We start from the raw sequence: 19448 nt of genomic DNA, 5'->3' as shown, positions 1-19448 counted from the left end.
GGCTCACCTCAGACGTTGGGGACGTGGAGGCGGCCCCACGAGGTTGGGCCGGGTGTTCCGTCGGCGCCGCTTCCGGCGTAGCCGAGCTTGCGCTGCCAGGCGGCATACGAGCGGACGTCGCCGGGCCCCCACACGTCGGCGTTGGCCGAGCTGGAGTACTTGTTGCAGCCCTCGGCGACGAGCCGCTTGTGCATCGCGGCGATGATCGGGGACTTGCGTCCGGCGGTGAAGAAGCTGGTGCCGGGGAACGGCTCGTCCTTCGGCTTCGCGGGCGGCGTGGCAGGCTTCGGCGCGGTCGCGAAAAGGTTCGGCATCGGGCCCGGGTCGACGTGGCTGTTGCCGGGGATCTGGTTGTGGCCGTAGTGCCCGCCGCGGCTCGTCCACGTGTCGAGGGAGACAGTGTCGCGGGCGAACGCGGTGGGGGCGCCTCCGGGCCACGTGTCGGCGATGCCGAGGCTCCGCAGCCACGCCATGATGCCGTCGAGGCCCTTGCATGGAGTGTCCCGAACGGTGGCGTACTTCTTGCCGTTGACGGTCTCATCTGCGGTGAACACCGTCTCGATCTGCACGCAGTACTTGCCGGTGCGGTTCGTCTTAACGGCGCCCGCGTTCTGCAAGGAGAGACTGCGGCTGTCGGCGGGGAAGAACTGCGCGATCTCCCCGGTGAACGGTTCCCACAGCAGGTGGGGGGCGACATCGGCGCCGCCGCCGGTGAACCAGCCGAGTTCGTTCTTGAACGTCCAGTCGTGCTCGTTGCTGGTGATGTGCCAGACGGCCCGCGCGGGGCCGCCGTTCATCGCCCCGGTGTTGCCGACGGCATGCCGGGTCGCACTCGGCATCCACAGGTCAGGCATGGACTCTCCAAAAATGACGAAAGCCCCGGCCATCAGGCTCGGGGCTGCGGGGTGGTGCTGAGGTCAGGAGAACTCGGGCTGGGGGTCGAGGAGGGTCGCGGTGAGGATCTCCATGTTCTGGCGGCAGATGCCGCACTGCACGTAGTAGTGGATGCCGTCGTTGGAGTAGAACGGGTTGACATCCCAGGTCGTGTCGAAGTTTCGGCACTCGGGGTTGTTGTCGCGGGCGGTGACGGCGTAGTACAGGGCGGGCTCGAGGACGGGCGCTGGCGTGCTCATACGGCGACCACCATCCAGCTGATTCCGGTGCTCGTGTTGTTGGTGCGGGTCAGCCACACCGTGAGGCCGGTTGCGCTGACGTTCTGGACGCCGACGCCGGTGACCTGGGTGCCAGGCACGGTCGTCTGCGCGGTGACGAACGCGGTGAAGGTCGTGCCCTTCAGGCTCAGGCCGCCGATGGTGAACGAGGTCGGCACGTTGGGGGACGGGGTGATGTTGATAGTGCCGTAGGCGATGTTCGAGGCGGTGAAGACGCCGAGGACGTCCATGTTGCACTGGTTGGAGTTCTCGGCCTGCACGTACACGTAGGGGCTGCCGCCCTCGAACGTCGACTCCAGCGTGAGCATGGCCCGGTGGGCGGACGGGGCGACGTTCCCGGAGGTCAGGATCAGGTCGGTGTACTGGAAGGCGTCCGAGTCGTAGGTGATGCCCGCGGGCATCGCGACCCGGTTGTCCTCGACAGGTCGGAACTGCAGCTGCCCGGAGGACAGGTAGGCGCTCATGTTGATCGGGTCCTGTAGGCCGCGCGTCCACAGCCCGCCACCACCGTCGGCGCCGGCCTCTGGGCCCAGCTCTGCCAGCAGGGTCGTTCCGTCGTCCGCGTACACCTTGAGGGTGCCGACGGACGCAGCCGTCATCCGGCGCGCGGCCCGCAGCTCTTTCACCTCGCGCTCGAGCGCGGCCAGGCGGCGCGCCAGCGAGGTGGCGTCCGGCGGGAGTTGGTCGATCTGGCGGGGCATTCAGCCCTCCTCTACCAGGATGGGCCGGACGCGGTCGGCGCCCGGGTCGAGCTCCCACGACCAGCAGCGGGCCACGGTGTCGGTGCCCTGCGGGTGACGGGGCGAGCGTTCGACGGCGAGGTGGATGGTGTCGCCGAGCCCCCAGTCCCGGCCGAGCCGGGGCGAGCGGGAAGCGACCGCCTCGAGCGTCCACACCTGGGCGCCTTGCTGCATGAGGGCCAGCGACTGTGCGGCGTGCGCGTCGAGCTGGTCAGGGTCCGTCACGCCTGTCGCCGGGGTGAAGCGGTACTCCCAGCGCGGCCAGCCTGCGGCGAGGAGCGCGGTCGCCTCGTGCGGGCTGGACGTGAGCCGAGATGATCCCTCGCCCTCGCCTCGGGCCAGGACGACGGTGGCTCCCTTTCCGTCCTCGTAGGACTCGGAGAGCGTGTACGTCGAGACGCAGCCCGGGAAGTCGAACGTCACCGTCGTGGCGGTCTGGATGCCGATCTTCGGGCGGACACGGAGTGGGAACTGGAACCCCGAATGGCTGGCGTTCCAGACGACGTCGATCGTCCACTCGGGGCCGCCGTCCAGGCCCATGACCTCCTGCAGGCACGACAGGATCGTCTTGTCGTCGCCGTCCTGGACGTAGTAGTCCATGACCACTCCAGTGCTGGGGGCGTCGATGGCGATCGGCGGCCCGGCGGTGAGGGCCGGTGTCACGAGTGCGGAAATGACGGCGGCCTGGTCGGTGCCGACGAGGGTCTGAGCCCCGGGGTACCGGCTGTTCAGGTAACGCTCCAGGGTGGCCGCGCCGAGCTGCACGCTCTGCACGCTCCCGGCATCTCTGGTCAGGACTGCACCGCCCCACACCGGGGTGTCGGTGGCGGTGTCGACGGCGACCAGCAGACTGCTGCCCGGCACGGTCGCCTCATCCCAGTTCGCGGCAGCCCCGGGCAGGTTGAGGTCGAACTGCAGCGTTGTCGAGTCGCCCAGTTTCCTTGCCAGCGCCCCGGTCGGCTTGAGGGAGGGCAGGTCCTCGACGATGCCGCCCGTCCCCAGGTCGCAGCCGTACCAGGCGAGCTGATAGGGCGTCTCCGTCATCAGACCGACTCGTAGGAGCCGGTGATGCGGACCTGGGTGGTGCTGTTCATGGTCTCCGGCACTGTCCCGCTGTGGAAGGCCAGTCGGCAGTCACCCAAGGCGGGCGGGAAGAACGTGCTGATGCTCGTTGCCGTGGGCGAGACCACGATCTGTCCTGCCCACCGGTTCGTGCCGAGCAGCTGGGCGACGCCGATCATGCTGGCGCCCAAGTTGGCGGCCGTGAACGGCAGCGTCCAGTTGTAATTGCCGGAGCCGAAGGTGGTGTTCGTCCCGCAGGTGAGGTTGATGTGAAACCGCACGTCGCGGCCGATCTTCTGGTACCGGCCGATCAGAGTGCCGTTGGCGCCCACGTTCGGGTTGGTGGTGGATCCGGTCCACACCGGGGTGTACGGGATCCAGGCGGCCGGCACTTTGTAGTACGTGTCCCAGGAGCTGCCGTTCCAGCGGAGCAGGTCGGTGCCGTTGTCGTAGTACTGGCCCGTATATGGGCTGGACGGGGCGGCCGAGCTGGGCAGGATGCCGCCCGGGGCCACGGTGTTCGGGCGGACCGCGGTCGACACGGAGGCGGTGCTGCCGTTCGACACGGACAGCACGCTGATCGTGGCGAGCGGCATGTAGATCTGCGTGCCCGCCGGAGTCGGGGCGACCGGCGTCGACGACGGAGTGCCCGCCAGGTAGACGATGTCCCCCTTGTTCAGGCCGGACGCGTCGACGCTGGTGTCCCACACCCGCAGATATACGAGGTCGATGCGGTTGAGGGTGGCGTGCGGGGCCGTGTACGTACCCGGGGACACCGATGACGGGAAGGCGACCCGGTACACGCCCTGGCCGCTGTAGGCGACCGCGGCCACGCCCGCGCTGCAGTTGATCGTCGTACCGGCCAGGGTGACCGTGAGGCCCGGGTCGCCGGGCCGGACGCCGGACACCGAGCCGAGCGCGCTGCCGTTCGCCATAACCGTCATGGCCTCGACATTGCGGGCCTCCAGGCCCGAGAACGTGAGGCTGTCGATTGCCCATACGTCTACCGGCATAACTGCCTCCTCACATCCACGCCGAGCGCCACGTGGCGGTCAGCATCGCGAGCGCGTTGTAGGTCCCGGACTGGAACTGGTAGTTGACGCTGCTGGCCGCCGGGACGGTGGGCCAGCCGGACGGGACGGTCATGAAACGGCGCCTCGACGTGCTGCCGTTCAAGATCACGGTGTGGGCATCGGTGTCGATGGTGAGGACGTCGCCACTGGCCAGATCCAGGGAGTAGATGAGCTGCCGCACCGTGCCGTCCGCGTAGAGGGCGGAGACCACGGGCGCCACGACGGGCCCGGCGATCGTCAGCACCGGCCTGGTGTCCATCGAGCCAGAGTTCGCCGCATTGATCTGCCCGGACACTGTCGTCGCCGAGAACGTGATCGGAAACGCGACCGGGAACGTCAGACCACCGGTCGTGGCCGGCAGCCCCGTCGTCCCGGACTGCAGCGTGGTGCTGTACCGGCGCGGATCGGCGGCCGTCACGAGCACGCTGTAGGTGGCGACGCGGTCGGTGACGTACTGCGCCAGCACCTTCCCGGACCGTCTGACGGTCGCCTGCTTGGGAGTGGCCTCCCACACCGTCAGCGTCGTGTCCGTCAGGGCCGCCGCCGCGTACAGCTGGTCCAGCGCGCCATCGAGGGAGGCACGGTCCGGCGCCTCCACCGTCCCCGTCAGGGTGATGGGCCGGGACCCGAGGTAGACGGTCGAGGCCCACGAGCCGTGATCCGCCTCCCGGTCCTGCAGCTCGGCCCGCACCTCGGGGCTGTCCCAACCCTCCACGCCCTGCAGGAACCAGGCCACCCCCGAGCTGTCGACCGCGCCGAGGCGCAGCGTGCCGAGCGTGGCCTGACGGCCGTCCATGTCCGTACCTGGGATGTAGGCCACCCGTACCTCCTCTCAGCCGACGAACGCCATGTGCCGGGCAACGTCCATCGCCTGCTCGGCGGTGGTCTGCTTGGCGCCATACAGGTTCACCGTGATCTGCCGGGTGACCTCCCGGGCCATGGCCGCCGCGGACACCGGACCGCCCGCGTACCGGCCCGCCGGGGTGAGCCGGTAGCCCATCGCGGAAGCCGTCTTGGCGAGCAGCGCCCTCGAGCGCGCCGAGCCATTCCAGGGGATCCACGACTCGCGGTCGCCAGCCTCCCCGCCGAGGACCATCGTTGGCCTGGACAGGATCCCGCCGGCCGCCATCGCCTTGCCGCCCTGGGCGACCCACTGCCGCACGAACGTCGCCTTGTTCGGTGCGGGCAACGAGCCGATCTGTGCGGTCATCTTCGGCACCAACGCCTTGATGGTCGCGGGGTCCAGGCCTGCCGCGATCAGGTCGGCGTATCCGCGGCCTGGTCCGCCGCGCAGGGTGGACAGCAGGACCAGGCTGTTGGCGAGGTCATCGCCGGTGAGCGTGTTCTGCGCCTTGCCCACAGCCGCGTTGGCGGACGCGGCCTGCGTCTTGCTGCCCGCCGCCTGGTGGGCGAGGGTCTGGGCGTTGGAGTCGCCCTGCGCGGCCAGGGCCTGGGCGAGGTCGCCGAAGCCTTGTGAGGCGAGGGTCTGTAGATCCTTGGCGAACTGCTGATTCTCCGCCGTCGACGCGCCGAGCTGCTTGGTGAAGTCCTGCAGGGTCGCCTTGGCGAGCTCCCCGGTCTTTTGCAGCTTCGTCGTGATGCTCTTGAACTGCTTGTCCGAGGCGCCGGCGAGGGAGTTGACGAGGGCGTAGCCGTCCTCGCCCATCCCCTCGAGGAGCGTCTGCAGTTCCTTGCCGCCCCGCTTGCCGATCTTGTTGAGGTTGCCGCGCCACTTCTCCGTCGCGGCCACCGACTTGTTCAGCTGTGTCTCGTAGGCCGCCAGGTTGAAGCCGCCGGGCGCCTTCGCCCCCTTCTTCACGCCGAGGGCCTTGTCGGCGGCGTTGACGTCCCCGCGCTCCTTGCGGACGGTCGCGTCGGACGCCTTCTTCGCCGACTTCGCCTTGTCGACGCGAGACTCGGCGGCCCGCAGCTGGGCCGCCGTGTGGTGACCGTGGCGGACCCGGGCGAGGTTCTTCTCAGCGTCCTTGAGGGCGTCGGCCTTCTTCTTGGCGTCCTTCACCGCTGTGTTGAGGTCGTCCCAGGCCTTCTTGAGGGCCTCGACGGCCTTGTCGTACCGGCTCTTCGCGTCCGACGGGCCACCCAGTACCGCCTGCGCGGCCGGGGCGTAGTTGAAGCCGGCCAGGCCGCCGGACGCGTACCGCTTGGCGTTGAGCCGGTCGAACATGGCCACGCCGTACTTGCGGACTGCGTCCGCCTTGATGACGTACTCGCCGTTCGAGACCAGCGCCGGGATACTGTCCGAGGTGCCCGTCCCCGGGCCCCTGACCGCCCCGCCGAACGGGATGACCTGCACCGTCCCGCCGTCCGCGTACCGGCCGATCAGCCCACCCCGGGCATTCTTGGTGATGCCCGGGATGTGCGGGCCTTCCTGGACCTTCTTGTAGTGCTCGACGGTGTAGACGCCGATACCGAGGGTCTTGCCCGACATGTTGTTGATCGCGCCCTGAATGATGCCGATCGCGTTCTTCGGCGGGCCGGTCGGGATGGTGATCGACACCTTCCCGTTCTTCATGTGCGTGACCTTGAAGCCCAGATCCTTGAGGTTCTGCTCGGCGGTCTTGGTGAGGGCGTTGACCGTCACGGTCCGGCCCTTGGTGCCGCGGAGCTTGTCCTGGACGATCTGCAGGTCCCTGACTGCGCCCTGCGTCTTCACGTCGACCTTTGTCGATACGTTGTCGGGCAGCTTCAGGTAGGCCGCGGCGAGAGCGTTGACCGCGTCCTTGGAGAAGCCACGCGCCAGCATGTCCTTCTTCAGCAGGTCGATGTCCTTCGAGAGGACGGCCTGCCCGGCTTCCTGGCTGCCCTTCTGCTCGGCGACCGCCTGGGCGTGCGCCATGGCGGCCTTGGCCGCGTCGAGGAACGCGCCCTTCACTTTGCGGCCTGCCTCGGTGGAGACGTTCAGCGAGTGGCCGTTGTCCTTCACGGCGCTGTTGAGGTCGGCCACGCTCTGCCGGAAGGAGATCTCTGCCTCGGCGGAGTTGATGGCCACGCCGTTCAGCGTGTTCAGGGCGTCCGTCAGCTTCTCGGCCTCGGTCCGCTGGTCCTGCATCTCGTTGGCCGTCAGCCCTGCCGCGGCGCCGAGCTTCGCCTGCGAGTCGGCGGTGAGCTTCGACTGCGTGTCCGTGGACGCCAGCGCGTCCGAGTAGCCGGGCAGCAGCGTCATCAGCTTCTCGGTCGACGTGCCCTGGGCCTGGGCCTCGATCGACAGCTTCGCGAACGCGTCCGCGGCGGTGTCCGCAGCCCCGCCCGACACCAGCCCCGCCAGCGCATCGTCGACCGACTTGATCTGGTCCCGGGCATCCTGCAGAGCAATGTCCGACTCGGCAACGCCTTCGGTCAGCCCCAGCGTCAGTGAGTTGACGATGTCGGTCGCCCGGTTCGCCCCGGTCGGGTGGGCGACACGCTGGACGGCCTTGCCGAAGCCATCGAGGTTCTTCCCGAAGATCCGTGCTGCCTCGCCGCCGACCTTCCCGCTCTTGCCGAGGTCGACGAGGCTGTTGGCCATCTTCGATACCGACGGCGGCGCGTCCTTGAACTGGTCGGTGATCTGGTGTGCGGCGTATGACACCAGCTCCAGGCCGGCGACGACGGCGCCGATCTGCCCGAGTCGCATCATCGCCGTGCGGGTCCGTGCGGCCGTGATACCCATGGACGCCATCGCGGCCCGGGTCGAGGCGATCCGGGGCAGCAGGAGCACGAAGCCGGTGACCGCGAGGGTGGCGGCGCCCCCGACGCCGGTCAGGAGCGTGACGGCCTTCTGCAGCTCCGGGGGGAGACTGCTGTAGGCGTTCACGGCCTTCGTGATCCACTGCGTCATGGTGCGCAGGGCCCCGTTGGCTGCCGAGCCGCCCTCGATGAGCGCCACCTCGATGGCGCCCCGGAGGCGTTCCAGGTCGCCGACGAGGTTGTCGGTCTGGATGGCGGCCATACGGCCGGCGGCGCCCTGGTCGTTGACGCTCTTGACGTACTTGTCGATGCCCTCGGAGCCGAGCTCGTACAGGATCGTCGCCGAGCGGACGGCGTCCGCACCGAAGATCGTTGCCATGGCCGAGTTGCGGGCCTCTGGCGTGAGCTTGCTGAACGACGTCTTCATGCGGCCCGCGAGCTCGGACAGGCCGACGAACTTGCCCGAGGCGTCGTAGGCCGAGAATCCGATCTTGCTCATGGCGGCCTTGGCCTCGTCCGACTGCGGGACGAGCCTCTGCAGCATGACCTTGAGCGAGGTACCGGCGTCCGAGCCGATCAGGGCGTGGTCGGCGAACGCGGACAGGGTGCCCACGGTGTCTTCCAGGCTCAGGCCGGTCTGGTGGGCGAGCAGGCCGCCCATCCGCAGGGACATGCCGAGCCCGTGGACGTCGGCGGCGCTCTTGTTGGCGCCGGCCGAGAGGACGTCGGCGATGTGCGTGACGTCCTTGCCCTTCAGGCCGAAGGTGTTCATCGCCTGCGCGCTGATGACCGCGGAGTCGGCCAGGTCCATCTGTCCGGACGCCGCCAGGGCCAGGGAACCCTTCAGGGCGCCACCGGTGATGTTGGCGACGGAGACGCCGGCGCGCGCGAGTTCGGCCTCTGCGTTGGCGGCCTCCGTGGCCGTGAACGAGGTGCTCTTGCCTGCCTCCAGGGCCGCCGCCCGGAGCTTGCTCATGTCCTTGGATGACGCCCCGGTCACCGCGCGGACGTTCGACAGGGCCTTGTCGAACTTTGCGGCGGCCGCCGCGGCGATAGCGAAGCCGGTGATCATTGCCGTGCCCACGGCTGCGCCGGCGCCCGCCAGGCGAGAGGTCTGGTCGGCTGCCGTGCGCATGCCGCGGGTGTAGCTGCTGATGTCGGCGCGCAGCCGGACGGTGACAGTACGGGTCGCCACAGGTCACCTCCGGTCGCGTTCGACGTTCACATGCAGGCCGTCGGTGTCGCCCTTGCCGTCCTGGTGGGCACGGACTGCTTTTGCTGAGATCGCGCAGGCGTGGCACTTCACGAGGTCCGCCCTGTAGGCGTCCTCGTTGTCCGGGGCGGTGGCCTCGCTCCACCGCTGGCCGCAGTCGGGGCAGGCGTCCGCCTCGACCTCGGCGAGGGCGAGAGCCCACCACCGGTCCTCGGGCAGCCACAGCGGCTCGCCGTCGCCGACGACCCGCCCGAGGAACACGGAGCGCGGCACGCCCCAGGAGCGTGCCGCCTCTACTTCCCGTCGATGAGGGAGGCCAGGAGTGCGGAGGCGGCCAGCGAGAAAGGGATGACGTCACTGCTGTTGTGGACGTCCCAGGCGGCGTCGAACAGCTTCTTGATCTCGCCCTCGTTGATGACCTCGAACAGCTCGATGACCTGCTCTTCCGTCATCTCCGGCTGGACGCACGAGGCGGCGACCAGAGCCCGCGGGAACGTGACGCTGTTGAACGCCTCCTGGTCGTTGTCCGCCGGGTGCGCGGCCAGCAGGTCCGAGTACGCCCGGTCGCCGATGTACCGCAGCGTGAACGGCTCCTCGGCCTCCCGCACCTGCGCGTGCACCGCCTTGAGCTGCTCGGCGATCGCGCGCCCCGGGTGCACGGCGGTGAGGTCTGCCGGTTCCCAGTCCTCCGAGACCTGCGACAGCTCGTCCTGCAGGCGTTCGGCCTCGCCCGCCAGGTCGCCCCGGACGCAGATCTTGACGGTCTTCTCGCGGGGCTTGGCGGCCTTGAGGATGTCCTCGATGCTCTTGGGCATCAGGCCACCGTCGCGGCGGTCGCCGGAGCCGAGGTCACCTTCATGGGCGAGGTGAACTTCATGACCTCGTTGGAGGCGGGGGCGTTGTTCATCGGCTCGCCGCAGGTGATCGGGTACACCTCGCACTTCTGCGACGTGGCCCAGGCGGTGGCGTAGGCGACGCCGCGGCGCACGACCAGGTAGCCGCTGACGCCGTACTTCAGCGTCGTGTACGGCAGGTCCTCGCCGCCGGTGGTGCCGCGCTTGAAGGTGACCTCTGTGTCGTAGGAGATCCGGCCGACGGTCTTGGTGTCGAAGGTGCTCGCCAGCGAGCTCGTGTCGACGTCTGCCGTGCTGGGGTCGAGCTTGAGGCCGTCCGGGGTGATGCGCGGCGTGTAGTCGGCGCCCGCGTTCAGCTCGGTCGTGGTCGGGGCGTTGATGTTGGCGATGGTCGACGCCCAGACCACCTTGGTCATTCCGTCGTTGATCAGATCGGACATGGGGCCCTCCTCGGGGCATAAAAAAAGCCCCGGTCAACGGGGCGGAGCGGGACGGGGGAGCGTCAGATGACGAGGCTGGCGACGGTGACGCTGGTCGTCGACGAGTAGGTGATCGACGCGCTCACGCCGTCCGCGGCGGAGGCGAAGAGCTTGCTGGTGAGCGGGCCGATCATCTTGTCGCCCGTGGTCGCGGGGACCGTGACCACGAGATCGGTCACGGGCTGGCCGTCGACCTGGGCGGTCGCCGTGACCGTGACGGTCATCGAGCTGCCGTTGGTGTTCTTGACGTGCAGGAACGAGCGGTCGCCGCACGTCACCGTGGTGGACGCGGCGGCGGCCGAGTAGGTCGGGGTCAGGCCTGCGCGCGCAATGGCCTGTTGGGCGAGAAGTGCCATGAGGGGATCTCCTGTCAGGCGGGCATGGACATCAGCCGGTACTGCACCGGCACGAACCAGGACGGCGGATTGGTGTCGTCGTCGCGCTGCACCGGAGGCCCGCCCAGATCCTCCGGCCGCCACGTGGTCCGCCCTGCCACCGCCAGCGGCGCCGACAACGCGCTGCGGGCCTTGTCAGCCGCCCACAGCGCACGCTCCATCGAGCCGCCCACACAGGTGATCTGGAAGGTCGTGGTGAAGTCGGTGCGCTCGTCCGCGAGGGACTCCCGCACAGCCGCGCCGGGCTCCGGGTAGAGCACGACGTACAGCTCCGGCGGCGACCAGCTGGAGGCGGTGGGCGCGCCGCCGAGATAGACGGTCAGGCCCGCGTCCTCGAGCGCGGCCTGCACCGCGTCCACGTGCGGCAGGACGGCCGGTGTACTCATCTGCTCACCACCAGGCCAGGCCGCGTTCGGCGATCAGGGCGAGCTGGGCCTCGAAGCGCGGCTCCTCGACGTCCAGGGCGCGGCCGCCGTCCCGGTGCGGCGGGTTCTTCACCGAGCCGTACTCCAGCAGGTTGCCGAGCGCTCCCTGCGGGCCGCCCTTGTCGGGGCCGATCGTCGCCATGACGATGTCCCGGCCGTAGCCGGCGATGTCGTAGCCGATCGACTTCGGGTAGTGCGGGGCGTGCTTCGGCGCGGACGCACGGGCGTTGGCCCGCCAGTCCTTCTTGATGTTCAACGCGCCCCGCACGACCACCGCGCGGGTGTCCCGGCGGGCCCGGGGGACGACCCGGGCGAGGTGCGCCTCCAGGCGCCGCACATCGCGCATGTCGAATTGGGCACCGCTCACGATCGGTCCTCCACTCTAATCCGCCACGCTGTGGACTGGTCGCTGAACGAGGCGCTGAGCACCCACAGGAGCAGCCCGACCATGCGGGCATCCGGTGAGGCCGTGACCTCGATACGGGCCCCCGGCAGGACCCGCGTGCCGGGCGGGAGAGGCGTACTCCAGGGCAGGGACACCTCGTACTCGCGCAGCAGGACTTCCCGCTCGCCAGCCTCGGTGTCCACGCCGGTGGCCGCCGCGACGGACTTCACTCGGGCCTTGCCCGCGTACAGCTCCGACTGCGGCCCCGACACCGTGGTGCCGTTGCTGCGGTCGAAGACATCGGGGCCCTGCGTGTACAGGCGCACCGTGTCCCGCATGCGGTCCTCGGCTGCCGCGCGGCCCGATGCGAGGGCGCCGTCGACGTTCACGTGGCCCCCAGCACGATGCTGAACGCGCCGCCGCCAGGCTGGGGCCGCAGCTCGGCCGCCTCGTCGTCGGAGAGATAGACCTCGCCGCGCGAGCGTGACGAGTCGACCGTGTACGAGTAGTCGTCCACGGCCTCCTGGCGCTTCCCGTCCGGGTTCGTCAGGACCCGCAGCACCATCGCGCAGCACACCTTGGTGGAGATGTCCGTGGGCAGGCTGGCGTACTGCGGGAACCGGGCCAGGATCAGGGCAGAGGCGTCGGTGAGCCAGGCGGTGGCCCGACGCTCCTCGGAGGCCGTCAGGTCTCGGCCGAGCCGGTCCGCCAGGTCCATGAGGGTCGCCAGTGCCACGGCCGCCTCCTACTTGTCGTCGCCGCCGGCGGACTTGGCGGGGGCCTTGGCCTCGGCGATGCCCTCGTCTTCCGGGATGGCCCGCAGCCGCTTGATGACGCCGGCGTCCGAAGTCTCGAACTCGCCGTCCTCGAACTGGGCCCAGATCCCCTTGTCGTCCTGCAGGGTCAGGGCCGGGTACTTGCTGCTGGTGAACGTTGCCATGACGGCGGTCTCCTTACGAGAGGTCCTTGATGATGCCGTGGTAGGACTCGGCGCCGTACTCGAGGCCGACCTCCCCGTACAGCTGCCACTTCTCCGAGGCGCCCACCTTGGCGATCGGCTCGGCGAACAGCAGGCCCTTGCCGGGGATCTCCAGCCACACCGGGGCGCAGACCGAGAGGTCGACGACCGCGATCTGCCCGGTGGGCATCCAGCGGTTGAGCATGACGCCGAAGGTGCCGAAGTCGGTGACCAGCGTGTCGACGGCGACGCCACCGATGTTGCGGGTCATCGTCGGCTGGTTCAGCGTGGCCGTGGTGTAGAGGTTCGAGAGGTTGACCTTCTGGCCGGGGCCCGTCATCAGCACGGTGGAGTCCTGCGGCAGCTTCGCGCCGCTGGCGAACATCGTGGACAGGGTCGCGTCCACAATCGCCTTGGACAGGGCCCGCGGGGTGCCGCCGTTGGCGTTCACGTTGGTCGTGATCGCCGTGAGCAGGCCACGGGTGCGGCGGGCCGTCGAGTTGTTCGCCGGCTTCTGGTAGGCGCCGGACAGGAACGACAGCTCGACGTCGACCGCCATGGACTCCAGCTCGGCCGAAATCTGCGCGGTGAGCTCGTCGTCGATGGGGTTGTCGTCCATGCCGATGTTGATGCCCGAGTACATGCCGGTCGCGGCCTGCCGGGTGTAGGACACCTCGACGGCGGACTGGTGGATCTCGACGACGTTCGAGACGGCCGCGCGCGAGCGGGCCACGCCGGTCGGTGCGGCGGCGCCTTCCACGACGGAGTTGTTCGCGGTCGACGCCCGGCGGTCGATGGTCTGCCACTCGAACTCGACGGACTTGGTCCGCTTGCCGCCCGACAGGCCGCCGATCGCGGCGAGGAACGGGGTCTCGGTCGGGGTGACCGAGTACAGCTGCCCGTGGTAGTTCGGCAGGTTGTAGGTCGTGCCCTGCCCGCTGACTGCGCCCATTGAGGGCTCCTTCCTGAGGGTGAGGGCGTGGCCTGCGGCCTGCCCTTACTTGCCTGGTTGCTTGATCTCGCGCAGCTGCTGCGTCTTGAGCGCCAGCGCGAGCTTGGTGTTGCCCGCCTGCTCCGCTTCCGCGATGCGCTGCGGGAGGTTGGGGGGAGTGCCCGGACGGGCGCCCTGGGCGGGATCCGGGCGCGGTGTGCGCGGGCCGGGCTCCCCTGCCGCCCAGTGCGGCTTGCGGGTCAGCAGGTCGTCCAGGGCCGTCGTGATGGCGGCCGCGTCGACTGCGCCGTCCTCGCTGACGTAGGAGCCGCCAGACAGCGCGTCGACGGCGTCCTGAGGGTCCTGGAAGCGGCCCGCCGCCAGCGCCTCGACCTTGGAGGACACGGCGAGGCGTGTCGCCGTCTCCGCGCGGGTCTCCGCCGCCTTGAGAGCGTCGGCCTGCCGCTCCGCCTCGGTCTTCTGGGCGTCCTCGAACGTCTTGAGGCGCGCGGCCTGGTCCTTGGTGAGCTGCTCGGCTTCCTTGGCGCGCTTCTTCCACTCCGCCAGGGCCTTTTCTCCCGCCGGGCCGAGCTGGGGATCCCCGTCGCCGCCCGAGGGCGGCGTGGCGGGATCGGCCGGCGGCTGCGGCTCGGGCGGGACTGCCGGAACGGGCGGCGGGTTGCCCGCTGCCGGATCCGTGATCGGTTCGGTCGGGGTCGGTGTACTCATTACGGCTCCCGTTGCAGGAGGTTGGGACCGCGGCGTTGCACCGCGGTCAGGTCAGGTAGCCGAAGCGCCGCAGCATGACGAGCGCCTCGTCCCGGCTTTCGGCGAGCCGGAAGATCTCCTCGGGCATCAGGCGGGGCGTCGTCAGCCGGTACTGGCGCCCGATGTTGGCGGGCACCCGGCCGCGGGCGATGTCCCGAGCCCGTTCCTGCCGGTAGAAGGCGCCTCGCGTCGTCGCGCCCTCGCGGGTTGCTCCCAGGCGGCGGCCGTAGGCGTCGGCGGTGTACATGCCGCGGCGGGCGTTGACGATCTGGCCCATGTCGCCGCCCTCACGGATTGCCCGTGCGCCGGCCTCGCCGAAGACGCGGTCCTGCTCCGCCCGGGACAGGCCGTTGAAGTAGGTGCGCGGGTCGATGAACCCGGGCGATCCGCTGCCCGGCCTGGTCGTCGGCGAGAAGCTGTCCGACCCGATCCGGTCTCGGTGCTGGTGGCGGGCGATCAGCGTGGTCGGCAGGTGGATGCAGTCGCACCGTGGATGCCGCTGAAAGCCCGAGTTCCAGCCGTACTCCTTGCCCGCCAGGATCACGCACCGGGCGCAGGCCGGAGGCTGCACCACCCGCACGTAGCCCTGGATCGTGCGCCGCCCTGCCATCCCCACACTCGTCGCCCCGCGCCCAGCATCCGCAACCTGCGTTGAGGTGATCCGCAGCGCGCTGGACAGGGCGCCTCGGGCCGCGTCCTGCATCGACTGCCCGGCCAGCATCCGCACCTTCCAGTCGATGACCGGCTGGTAGAGCAGGGACAGCAGCGGGCGGCCGTCGGAGGCCGTCCCGGCGAGCGATCCGGGCACGACCCGCCCCTCGGCCGTCGGGTCCGCGCCCTCGGCGGCCAGGACGGCGTCGAGGTACGGATCGGCGAGCCGAGCGGCCTGGGTCTGGGCGTCGATGACGGCGCCCATGAGCATCGGGGAGAGCTGCTGCCAGGAGCCCGTGATGTCGCCGCGGTCGATCTGCTGCCAGATCGCCTGAACGCGGTTGACGGCCATTCGGACGATGACCTGCTGGCGCCGGTACTGGTCGAGTGCGATCGCGCGCAGGGCCTGGTCGACCATGGCCTACGCCGCTCCGGGCGGCGCCACGTCCGCCGCTCCCTGGTCCGGTTTGGGCCCGTATCCGGCGGCCAGGTCGCCGCCCATGGCCCGTCCGAGGGCGTCGTCGTCCATCTGCCGCATCCGCTGCCGCTGCACCGCGGTGTAGCCGAGGTCCTCGCGGCCCTGCTCGACGGGCAGGATGTTCGCCTGCACCAGCTTCACGATGGCGTCCGCCTTCTGCGCGAACGTCGGCGTGCTGGGGTCCCGCCAGAGCGTCTCCAGGTTCATCGCCCGCGGATCCCAGCTCTTGTCGCGGAAGCGCAGGATCAGCCGGTTCATGTCCTCATATGAGCCGCCGAACGACCGTTGGCGGCGCTCGGCTCGCTTCACCAGGCGCGTCTCTGCGGACCGGATGGCGTCCGCGGAGGGCGGATTGTTCGTGTCCAGGCCCAGGAAGTGAGGCGGCAGGCCCGCCAGTCCGCCGACGAGCCGGGCGAGCAGCTCGATGGTGGCGTGGAAGTTGCTGAGCTGGGCTTCGGGGAACTGGACGACGTCGGCGCCGTCCTCGCCGCCCTTCTTCTTGGACATGGCCCAGATGCGGCCGGCGATGCGGGACCACTTGGAGACCTTGTTGCCGTTCTGGTCGACGAAGTCTTCCTCGTCGACGCCGAACGCCACGCGCCTGGGGACGGCGTGGAACTCGGCGGACACCATCATGTCCGTGGCGATCTTGCAGGCGGCGTCACTGAGGGGCAGCACGCGCGCCAGCTCGGAGACGCCGTTCGGCTTCATGATGCGACCGCGGTTCACCAGCGGAACGACCGGGACCTGACCCAGCTTGTGCTGATCGCGTTCCGTCTCCGCCCAGGACGTCACCGACGTCTGCCGGTAGTAGACCGTCTCGTCGGGCAGGTACAGGGCCGCGTACCGGTCCGTGACGGCGTCGGTGATCGGGTCCTGCTCGTGCCACCGCTTCAGGGCCGCCCGCACGCACCGGGTCCGCGGGTCGCGGTCGACCTGCATCTGCAGCGGCGATTCGACCGTGACCAGCGGCATAGAAGCGTCCTTCTCGTTCGTCCCGACCACGAGGAAGGACCGCCGCATCACCAGGGCGTCCACGTGGGCCTGCTGGGACTTCTCGTCCATGCCGTTGGCCTGCCAGATCGCCCACAGGTCCTCGGCCGCGGACTCGTCGTCGGCGTACCGGAACCCCTCGACGTCCAGGCGCTCCTCGAGGGAGTCCACCACCAGGGAGGGCCAGTTGATGACCACCTGCCGGATCTGGTCCCCGAGCTCCTCGAGCAGCTCCGGATTGAGGTAGGACAGTTCCTGTTTGCCCTCGTAGTACCGGTTCAGGTCTTCCAGGCCCGACTGAAGGCCCTCATGGACGCGGGCGAGGTAGGCCACCCAGTCGGCAGGGGTGCGGTCCTTGGCTTCCACGGCTGCACCCCCTTTCACAGGACGATGACGGTGGATTTCCGCTTCGGCTTGTTCAGGCCGGCGGCGATGGCGTCGCATGCGGCCTCGTGGGCGAGGGTCGAGATCACGGCAAGGTCGATCTTCTGGACGTGCGTTGCCTTGCGCAGGACGTAACGCTTCGCCGGTCGGGCCGCCTTGCGGGCGTTCCGGACATGGATGGACGTGGACTCACATCCGTCATGCCGGAACGTCGTGTCCTTCTTCGTGACGTCCGTCAGCAGCTGCTCGCAGGCCGCATGCATCTGCACGACTCGGTAGGTCTGCCACTCGGTGACGCGCTTCTCGCCGTAGCGGGCCTGCCACGCGGCGACCTCGCTGGTCCAGTACGGCGGATCGCAATAGAAGCGGACGACGTTGTAGCGGCCCATGAGTTCGTCTACGGCAGCGTCGACCTCGAGGCGCGGCACCTGGCCATCCCACTCCTCCGGGTTCCAGATGCACGGCCTGTTGTCGGGGCCGTAGGTGGGGGTGAACTGGTAGCCGTCCAGGGTCTCGGCCCTGATGCCGGTCCAGTCGTCGACATCGGAGCCGTCGAAGCCCAGAACGAGGGTCGTACCGTCCGGCACGTCCTCCAGGGCGATGCGGGCGTCCCAGCGGTCTTGCAGAAGCCAGGCACCCATACCGGCGGTGATCCGGTTGCCGTAGAAGCGCTCCGCCTCCGCCGGCTCCTTCTCCAGCAGCTCGGCGGCCTCGCCCTCGATGGCGTCGAGGTCGATGTGCGTGCTGCCCAGGTACACGGCGCCGTGGATCCGACGCCGCTCGGCCTTGTTGGTGTACGACAGGCCTTTCGGCGGCAGCCGGTGGTACCGGTAGACGTCCTCGACCTTGGTCTCCGCGGTCTTCTGCGCCACGGCGTTCTCTGTCGGATCCCAGGCGTTCGTCGTCTCCAGCGAACGCCCGGACATGCCCGCCAGGCCGCGCCGTTGGGTGGTCGCGACCTTCGTCATGCCGTTGCCCTCGGTCCAGATTCCGGTCTCGTCCATCACGGCGAACGTGATCGGGTTGCCCAGGCGAGACTGGGCACTGGAGGTCACGACGTCGATCCGGCCGTCGTTGGGCAGCCGGATGAACTGCTCCCCGACCTTCATCACTTCGGACAATGGCCCGTTGCGGATCATCGCCTGCAGCGGCCGGTACGTGTTGTCGGTCTGGTCCTCGGACGTCGCCGTGATCTGGATCAGCGGCTGATTCCACGGCCGGCCCATCGGCTCCCCCGGCTCGTACTCGTACAGCCAGCCGCAGCCGCAGCGGTGATCCGCGCAGCGGTACCTCTCACCGCCCTGCGCCCAGCCGTTGAACAGAACCGGTCCAACAGCCTCGGCGGCCACCACGCTCGCAGCCCACGGTCCTTTCCCAGACTTTTGGGGTGCCACCGCCTGCGCCCGCCGGTAGTGGAAGGCGGTCGACAGCTGGCCGAGCTCGGCGGTTGCCCTGACCCGGTACAGGTTGGCCGTGATCCGCAGCTGCCAGTCGTACATCTCGAACGGATGCGGCCTGTTATCCAGACCGCCGACTGACTGGAGGCGGCAGTGCCGGGCAATCCAGTCCGGGACGACGTACAAGGTAGGGAAGTCGAGGGACCAGGTCCCGTCGTCAGCCGCTACCACCGGACACCGCCCTCAGCCTGGCGCGCGCCGAGTTCGGGGCGATGGTCGGGACCGTGTCGGGCCCGGCCGGCTGCTCGTCCTGCTCGCTGGACCGGTCGACGCGCCACCGGTTGGCGCGCATCCCCGGCGTGGACAGACCGAGGGAATCGGCCAGTTGCCGGACCAGCGTCGACAGGGCGACGGAAGACTCCCGAGCCTCCGCCTCGGCCAGGCGGCGCACGTACAGCGCCACCTCAATTTCCTGGCCGTACCGCTCCCACATGAGGGCCTGCGGCATCTGCCAGAGCCGATCCCACAGTTCGGCCTCGCGTTCGGTCCGCTCGGTGAGCGGCCATTCAGGCATTGCGCCTTCTCGGCCCTCGGCAGGCAGGATCGTCCACTCGCCGGCGTCCCGTTCACGCCGCAGCGCGTCGGGATCGGGCGCCGGGCCGGACCTGGTGCGTGCTCCACCCTTCGGCATATTGATCACTCCAGTTGGCCGCGTTGCGCGACGTCAGTGCCATCACATTGCGTGACAGCGGAGTCAAGATCACCAAGGCTCTGAACCCGCCAGACCAGGGAGTCACCTCCCCGGCGGTCTTTGTTGGATCTTGGTTTGGGGTCCCTCCCCCGGGGTGATCATGGTGAATGTCACCCAGAGTCACGGACCTTCGCCGGCCAGCCTGGACGTCCCGGACTCCATGCTCTCGGCGATCCGAAGCATGCCGGCGCGCTCGATCCAGCCGAGACCGTCCGAGTAGGCCATGCTCAGGCGCACGTCGCCGTCGGTGTCGATCACCTTGAGCAGCACCACGGCGCCGGCCACCAGCTCGCCGCTGGTCTCGTCGAGGGTCGCCTCGATGCCGAGGCCGTCGAGGACGTCACCGATGGGCCTCGCTTCCTCGTTCACCCTTCGGCGTCCTTCGGCGGCGTCCAGCCGAGCACCTGCAGCGCCTCGGCCACGCCGTTGCCGAGCACCACGTCCGCTTCGACGCTGCCCAGCTCGGTGACGTCGATGAGCTGCAGGTCGAGGCGCAGCGTCGGGCACTGCTGGTCGATGCCAGCTGTGAACGACAGGTTGGTCACGGCCTTGGCGATGTCGTGTCCGTCGATGAGGACTTGGCCGCGTGTGCCCTCGGTGCGGATCTCTACGTGGTGCCGTGCCATCGGTTCGCCTTCCCTGTCTGTGGTGC

The 19448-nt window shown here is 69.4% G+C and carries 24 protein-coding genes; all 24 read right to left on the bottom strand.

All coding sequences use genetic code 11. The features are described from left to right. Positions 1 to 8: 8 nt before the first annotated feature. The 24 genes from ACIRA5_RS45830 to ACIRA5_RS45715 all read right to left on the bottom strand — a co-directional run bounded on the left by ACIRA5_RS45830 (position 9) and on the right by ACIRA5_RS45715 (position 19422). The gene (locus tag ACIRA5_RS45830; protein ID WP_403702238.1) at positions 9 to 854 is read right to left on the bottom strand and encodes a peptidoglycan-binding protein; all 846 of its coding nucleotides are present in this window, start codon (positions 852 to 854) and stop codon (positions 9 to 11) included. A 63-nt stretch (positions 855 to 917) separates the two neighbouring features. Further along, positions 918 to 1133 (bottom strand): hypothetical protein, encoded by a 216-nt coding sequence (locus tag ACIRA5_RS45825; protein ID WP_403702236.1) that lies wholly within the window; start codon positions 1131 to 1133, stop codon positions 918 to 920. Continuing rightward, a complete protein-coding gene (locus ACIRA5_RS45820; protein WP_403702233.1) occupies positions 1130 to 1873 on the bottom strand; it encodes a hypothetical protein in 744 nt (247 codons plus the stop codon). The genes ACIRA5_RS45825 and ACIRA5_RS45820 overlap by 4 nt, the downstream gene beginning before the upstream one ends. Next, positions 1874 to 2956, bottom strand: a complete 1083-nt coding sequence (locus ACIRA5_RS45815) for a hypothetical protein (protein WP_403702230.1) — start codon at positions 2954 to 2956, stop codon at positions 1874 to 1876. It lies immediately after the preceding gene. Beyond that, positions 2956 to 3987, bottom strand: coding sequence for a hypothetical protein (locus ACIRA5_RS45810; protein ID WP_403702227.1), 1032 nt, complete (start codon positions 3985 to 3987; stop codon positions 2956 to 2958). The genes ACIRA5_RS45815 and ACIRA5_RS45810 overlap by 1 nt, the downstream gene beginning before the upstream one ends. A 10-nt stretch (positions 3988 to 3997) precedes the next feature. After that, positions 3998 to 4867, bottom strand: coding sequence for a hypothetical protein (locus ACIRA5_RS45805; RefSeq protein ID WP_403702224.1), 870 nt, complete (start codon positions 4865 to 4867; stop codon positions 3998 to 4000). Positions 4868 to 4879: 12 nt separating this feature from the next. After that, positions 4880 to 8929 (bottom strand): phage tail tape measure protein, encoded by a 4050-nt coding sequence (locus tag ACIRA5_RS45800; RefSeq protein ID WP_403702221.1) that lies wholly within the window; start codon positions 8927 to 8929, stop codon positions 4880 to 4882. 3 nt (positions 8930 to 8932) lie between these two features. Beyond that, positions 8933 to 9220, bottom strand: a complete 288-nt coding sequence (locus tag ACIRA5_RS45795; RefSeq protein ID WP_403702218.1) for a hypothetical protein — start codon at positions 9218 to 9220, stop codon at positions 8933 to 8935. 20 nt (positions 9221 to 9240) lie between these two features. Continuing rightward, positions 9241 to 9762, bottom strand: coding sequence for a hypothetical protein (locus tag ACIRA5_RS45790; RefSeq protein ID WP_403702215.1), 522 nt, complete (start codon positions 9760 to 9762; stop codon positions 9241 to 9243). After that, positions 9762 to 10241 (bottom strand): hypothetical protein, encoded by a 480-nt coding sequence (locus tag ACIRA5_RS45785; protein WP_403702213.1) that lies wholly within the window; start codon positions 10239 to 10241, stop codon positions 9762 to 9764. The genes ACIRA5_RS45790 and ACIRA5_RS45785 overlap by 1 nt, the downstream gene beginning before the upstream one ends. A 62-nt stretch (positions 10242 to 10303) precedes the next feature. Continuing rightward, on the bottom strand, positions 10304 to 10636 hold the full coding sequence (locus tag ACIRA5_RS45780; RefSeq protein ID WP_403702210.1) for a hypothetical protein: 333 nt from the start codon (positions 10634 to 10636) through the stop codon (positions 10304 to 10306). Between the two features lie 14 nt (positions 10637 to 10650). After that, positions 10651 to 11061 (bottom strand): hypothetical protein, encoded by a 411-nt coding sequence (locus ACIRA5_RS45775; RefSeq protein ID WP_403702207.1) that lies wholly within the window; start codon positions 11059 to 11061, stop codon positions 10651 to 10653. A 4-nt stretch (positions 11062 to 11065) separates the two neighbouring features. Continuing rightward, positions 11066 to 11467, bottom strand: a complete 402-nt coding sequence (locus ACIRA5_RS45770; RefSeq protein WP_403702204.1) for a hypothetical protein — start codon at positions 11465 to 11467, stop codon at positions 11066 to 11068. Beyond that, on the bottom strand, positions 11464 to 11874 hold the full coding sequence (locus ACIRA5_RS45765; protein ID WP_403702202.1) for a DUF6093 family protein: 411 nt from the start codon (positions 11872 to 11874) through the stop codon (positions 11464 to 11466). The genes ACIRA5_RS45770 and ACIRA5_RS45765 overlap by 4 nt, the downstream gene beginning before the upstream one ends. Next, positions 11871 to 12221, bottom strand: a complete 351-nt coding sequence (locus ACIRA5_RS45760) for a hypothetical protein (RefSeq protein WP_403702199.1) — start codon at positions 12219 to 12221, stop codon at positions 11871 to 11873. Before ACIRA5_RS45760 ends, ACIRA5_RS45765 begins: the two co-directional genes overlap by 4 nt. 9 nt (positions 12222 to 12230) lie before the next feature. Further along, positions 12231 to 12425 (bottom strand): hypothetical protein, encoded by a 195-nt coding sequence (locus tag ACIRA5_RS45755; protein WP_403702196.1) that lies wholly within the window; start codon positions 12423 to 12425, stop codon positions 12231 to 12233. A gap of 13 nt (positions 12426 to 12438) precedes the next feature. Next, on the bottom strand, positions 12439 to 13395 hold the full coding sequence (locus ACIRA5_RS45750) for a DUF5309 family protein (protein WP_403702193.1): 957 nt from the start codon (positions 13393 to 13395) through the stop codon (positions 12439 to 12441). 45 nt (positions 13396 to 13440) lie between these two features. Beyond that, the gene (locus tag ACIRA5_RS45745; protein WP_403702190.1) at positions 13441 to 14103 is read right to left on the bottom strand and encodes a hypothetical protein; all 663 of its coding nucleotides are present in this window, start codon (positions 14101 to 14103) and stop codon (positions 13441 to 13443) included. Between the two features lie 46 nt (positions 14104 to 14149). Beyond that, positions 14150 to 15211, bottom strand: coding sequence for a hypothetical protein (locus tag ACIRA5_RS45740; RefSeq protein ID WP_403702187.1), 1062 nt, complete (start codon positions 15209 to 15211; stop codon positions 14150 to 14152). A 3-nt stretch (positions 15212 to 15214) separates the two neighbouring features. Beyond that, entirely contained in the window at positions 15215 to 16630 is a 1416-nt protein-coding gene (locus ACIRA5_RS45735) for a phage portal protein (protein WP_403702184.1), read from the bottom strand. Between the two features lie 14 nt (positions 16631 to 16644). After that, positions 16645 to 18147, bottom strand: a complete 1503-nt coding sequence (locus tag ACIRA5_RS45730) for a hypothetical protein (RefSeq protein WP_403702181.1) — start codon at positions 18145 to 18147, stop codon at positions 16645 to 16647. A gap of 115 nt (positions 18148 to 18262) precedes the next feature. Continuing rightward, positions 18263 to 18619, bottom strand: a complete 357-nt coding sequence (locus ACIRA5_RS45725) for a hypothetical protein (protein ID WP_403702179.1) — start codon at positions 18617 to 18619, stop codon at positions 18263 to 18265. Between the two features lie 297 nt (positions 18620 to 18916). Further along, positions 18917 to 19165: a hypothetical protein gene (locus tag ACIRA5_RS45720; protein WP_403702176.1), complete on the bottom strand. Its 249-nt coding sequence runs from the start codon at positions 19163 to 19165 to the stop codon at positions 18917 to 18919. Next, positions 19162 to 19422, bottom strand: coding sequence for a hypothetical protein (locus ACIRA5_RS45715; RefSeq protein ID WP_403702173.1), 261 nt, complete (start codon positions 19420 to 19422; stop codon positions 19162 to 19164). The genes ACIRA5_RS45720 and ACIRA5_RS45715 overlap by 4 nt, the downstream gene beginning before the upstream one ends. Positions 19423 to 19448: the final 26 nt, after the last annotated feature.

This window comes from Streptomyces sp. NPDC096311 (assembly GCF_044763085.1).
GTDB lineage: Bacteria > Actinomycetota > Actinomycetes > Streptomycetales > Streptomycetaceae > Streptomyces.
This window is presented reverse-complemented; position numbering and strand designations above follow the sequence as displayed.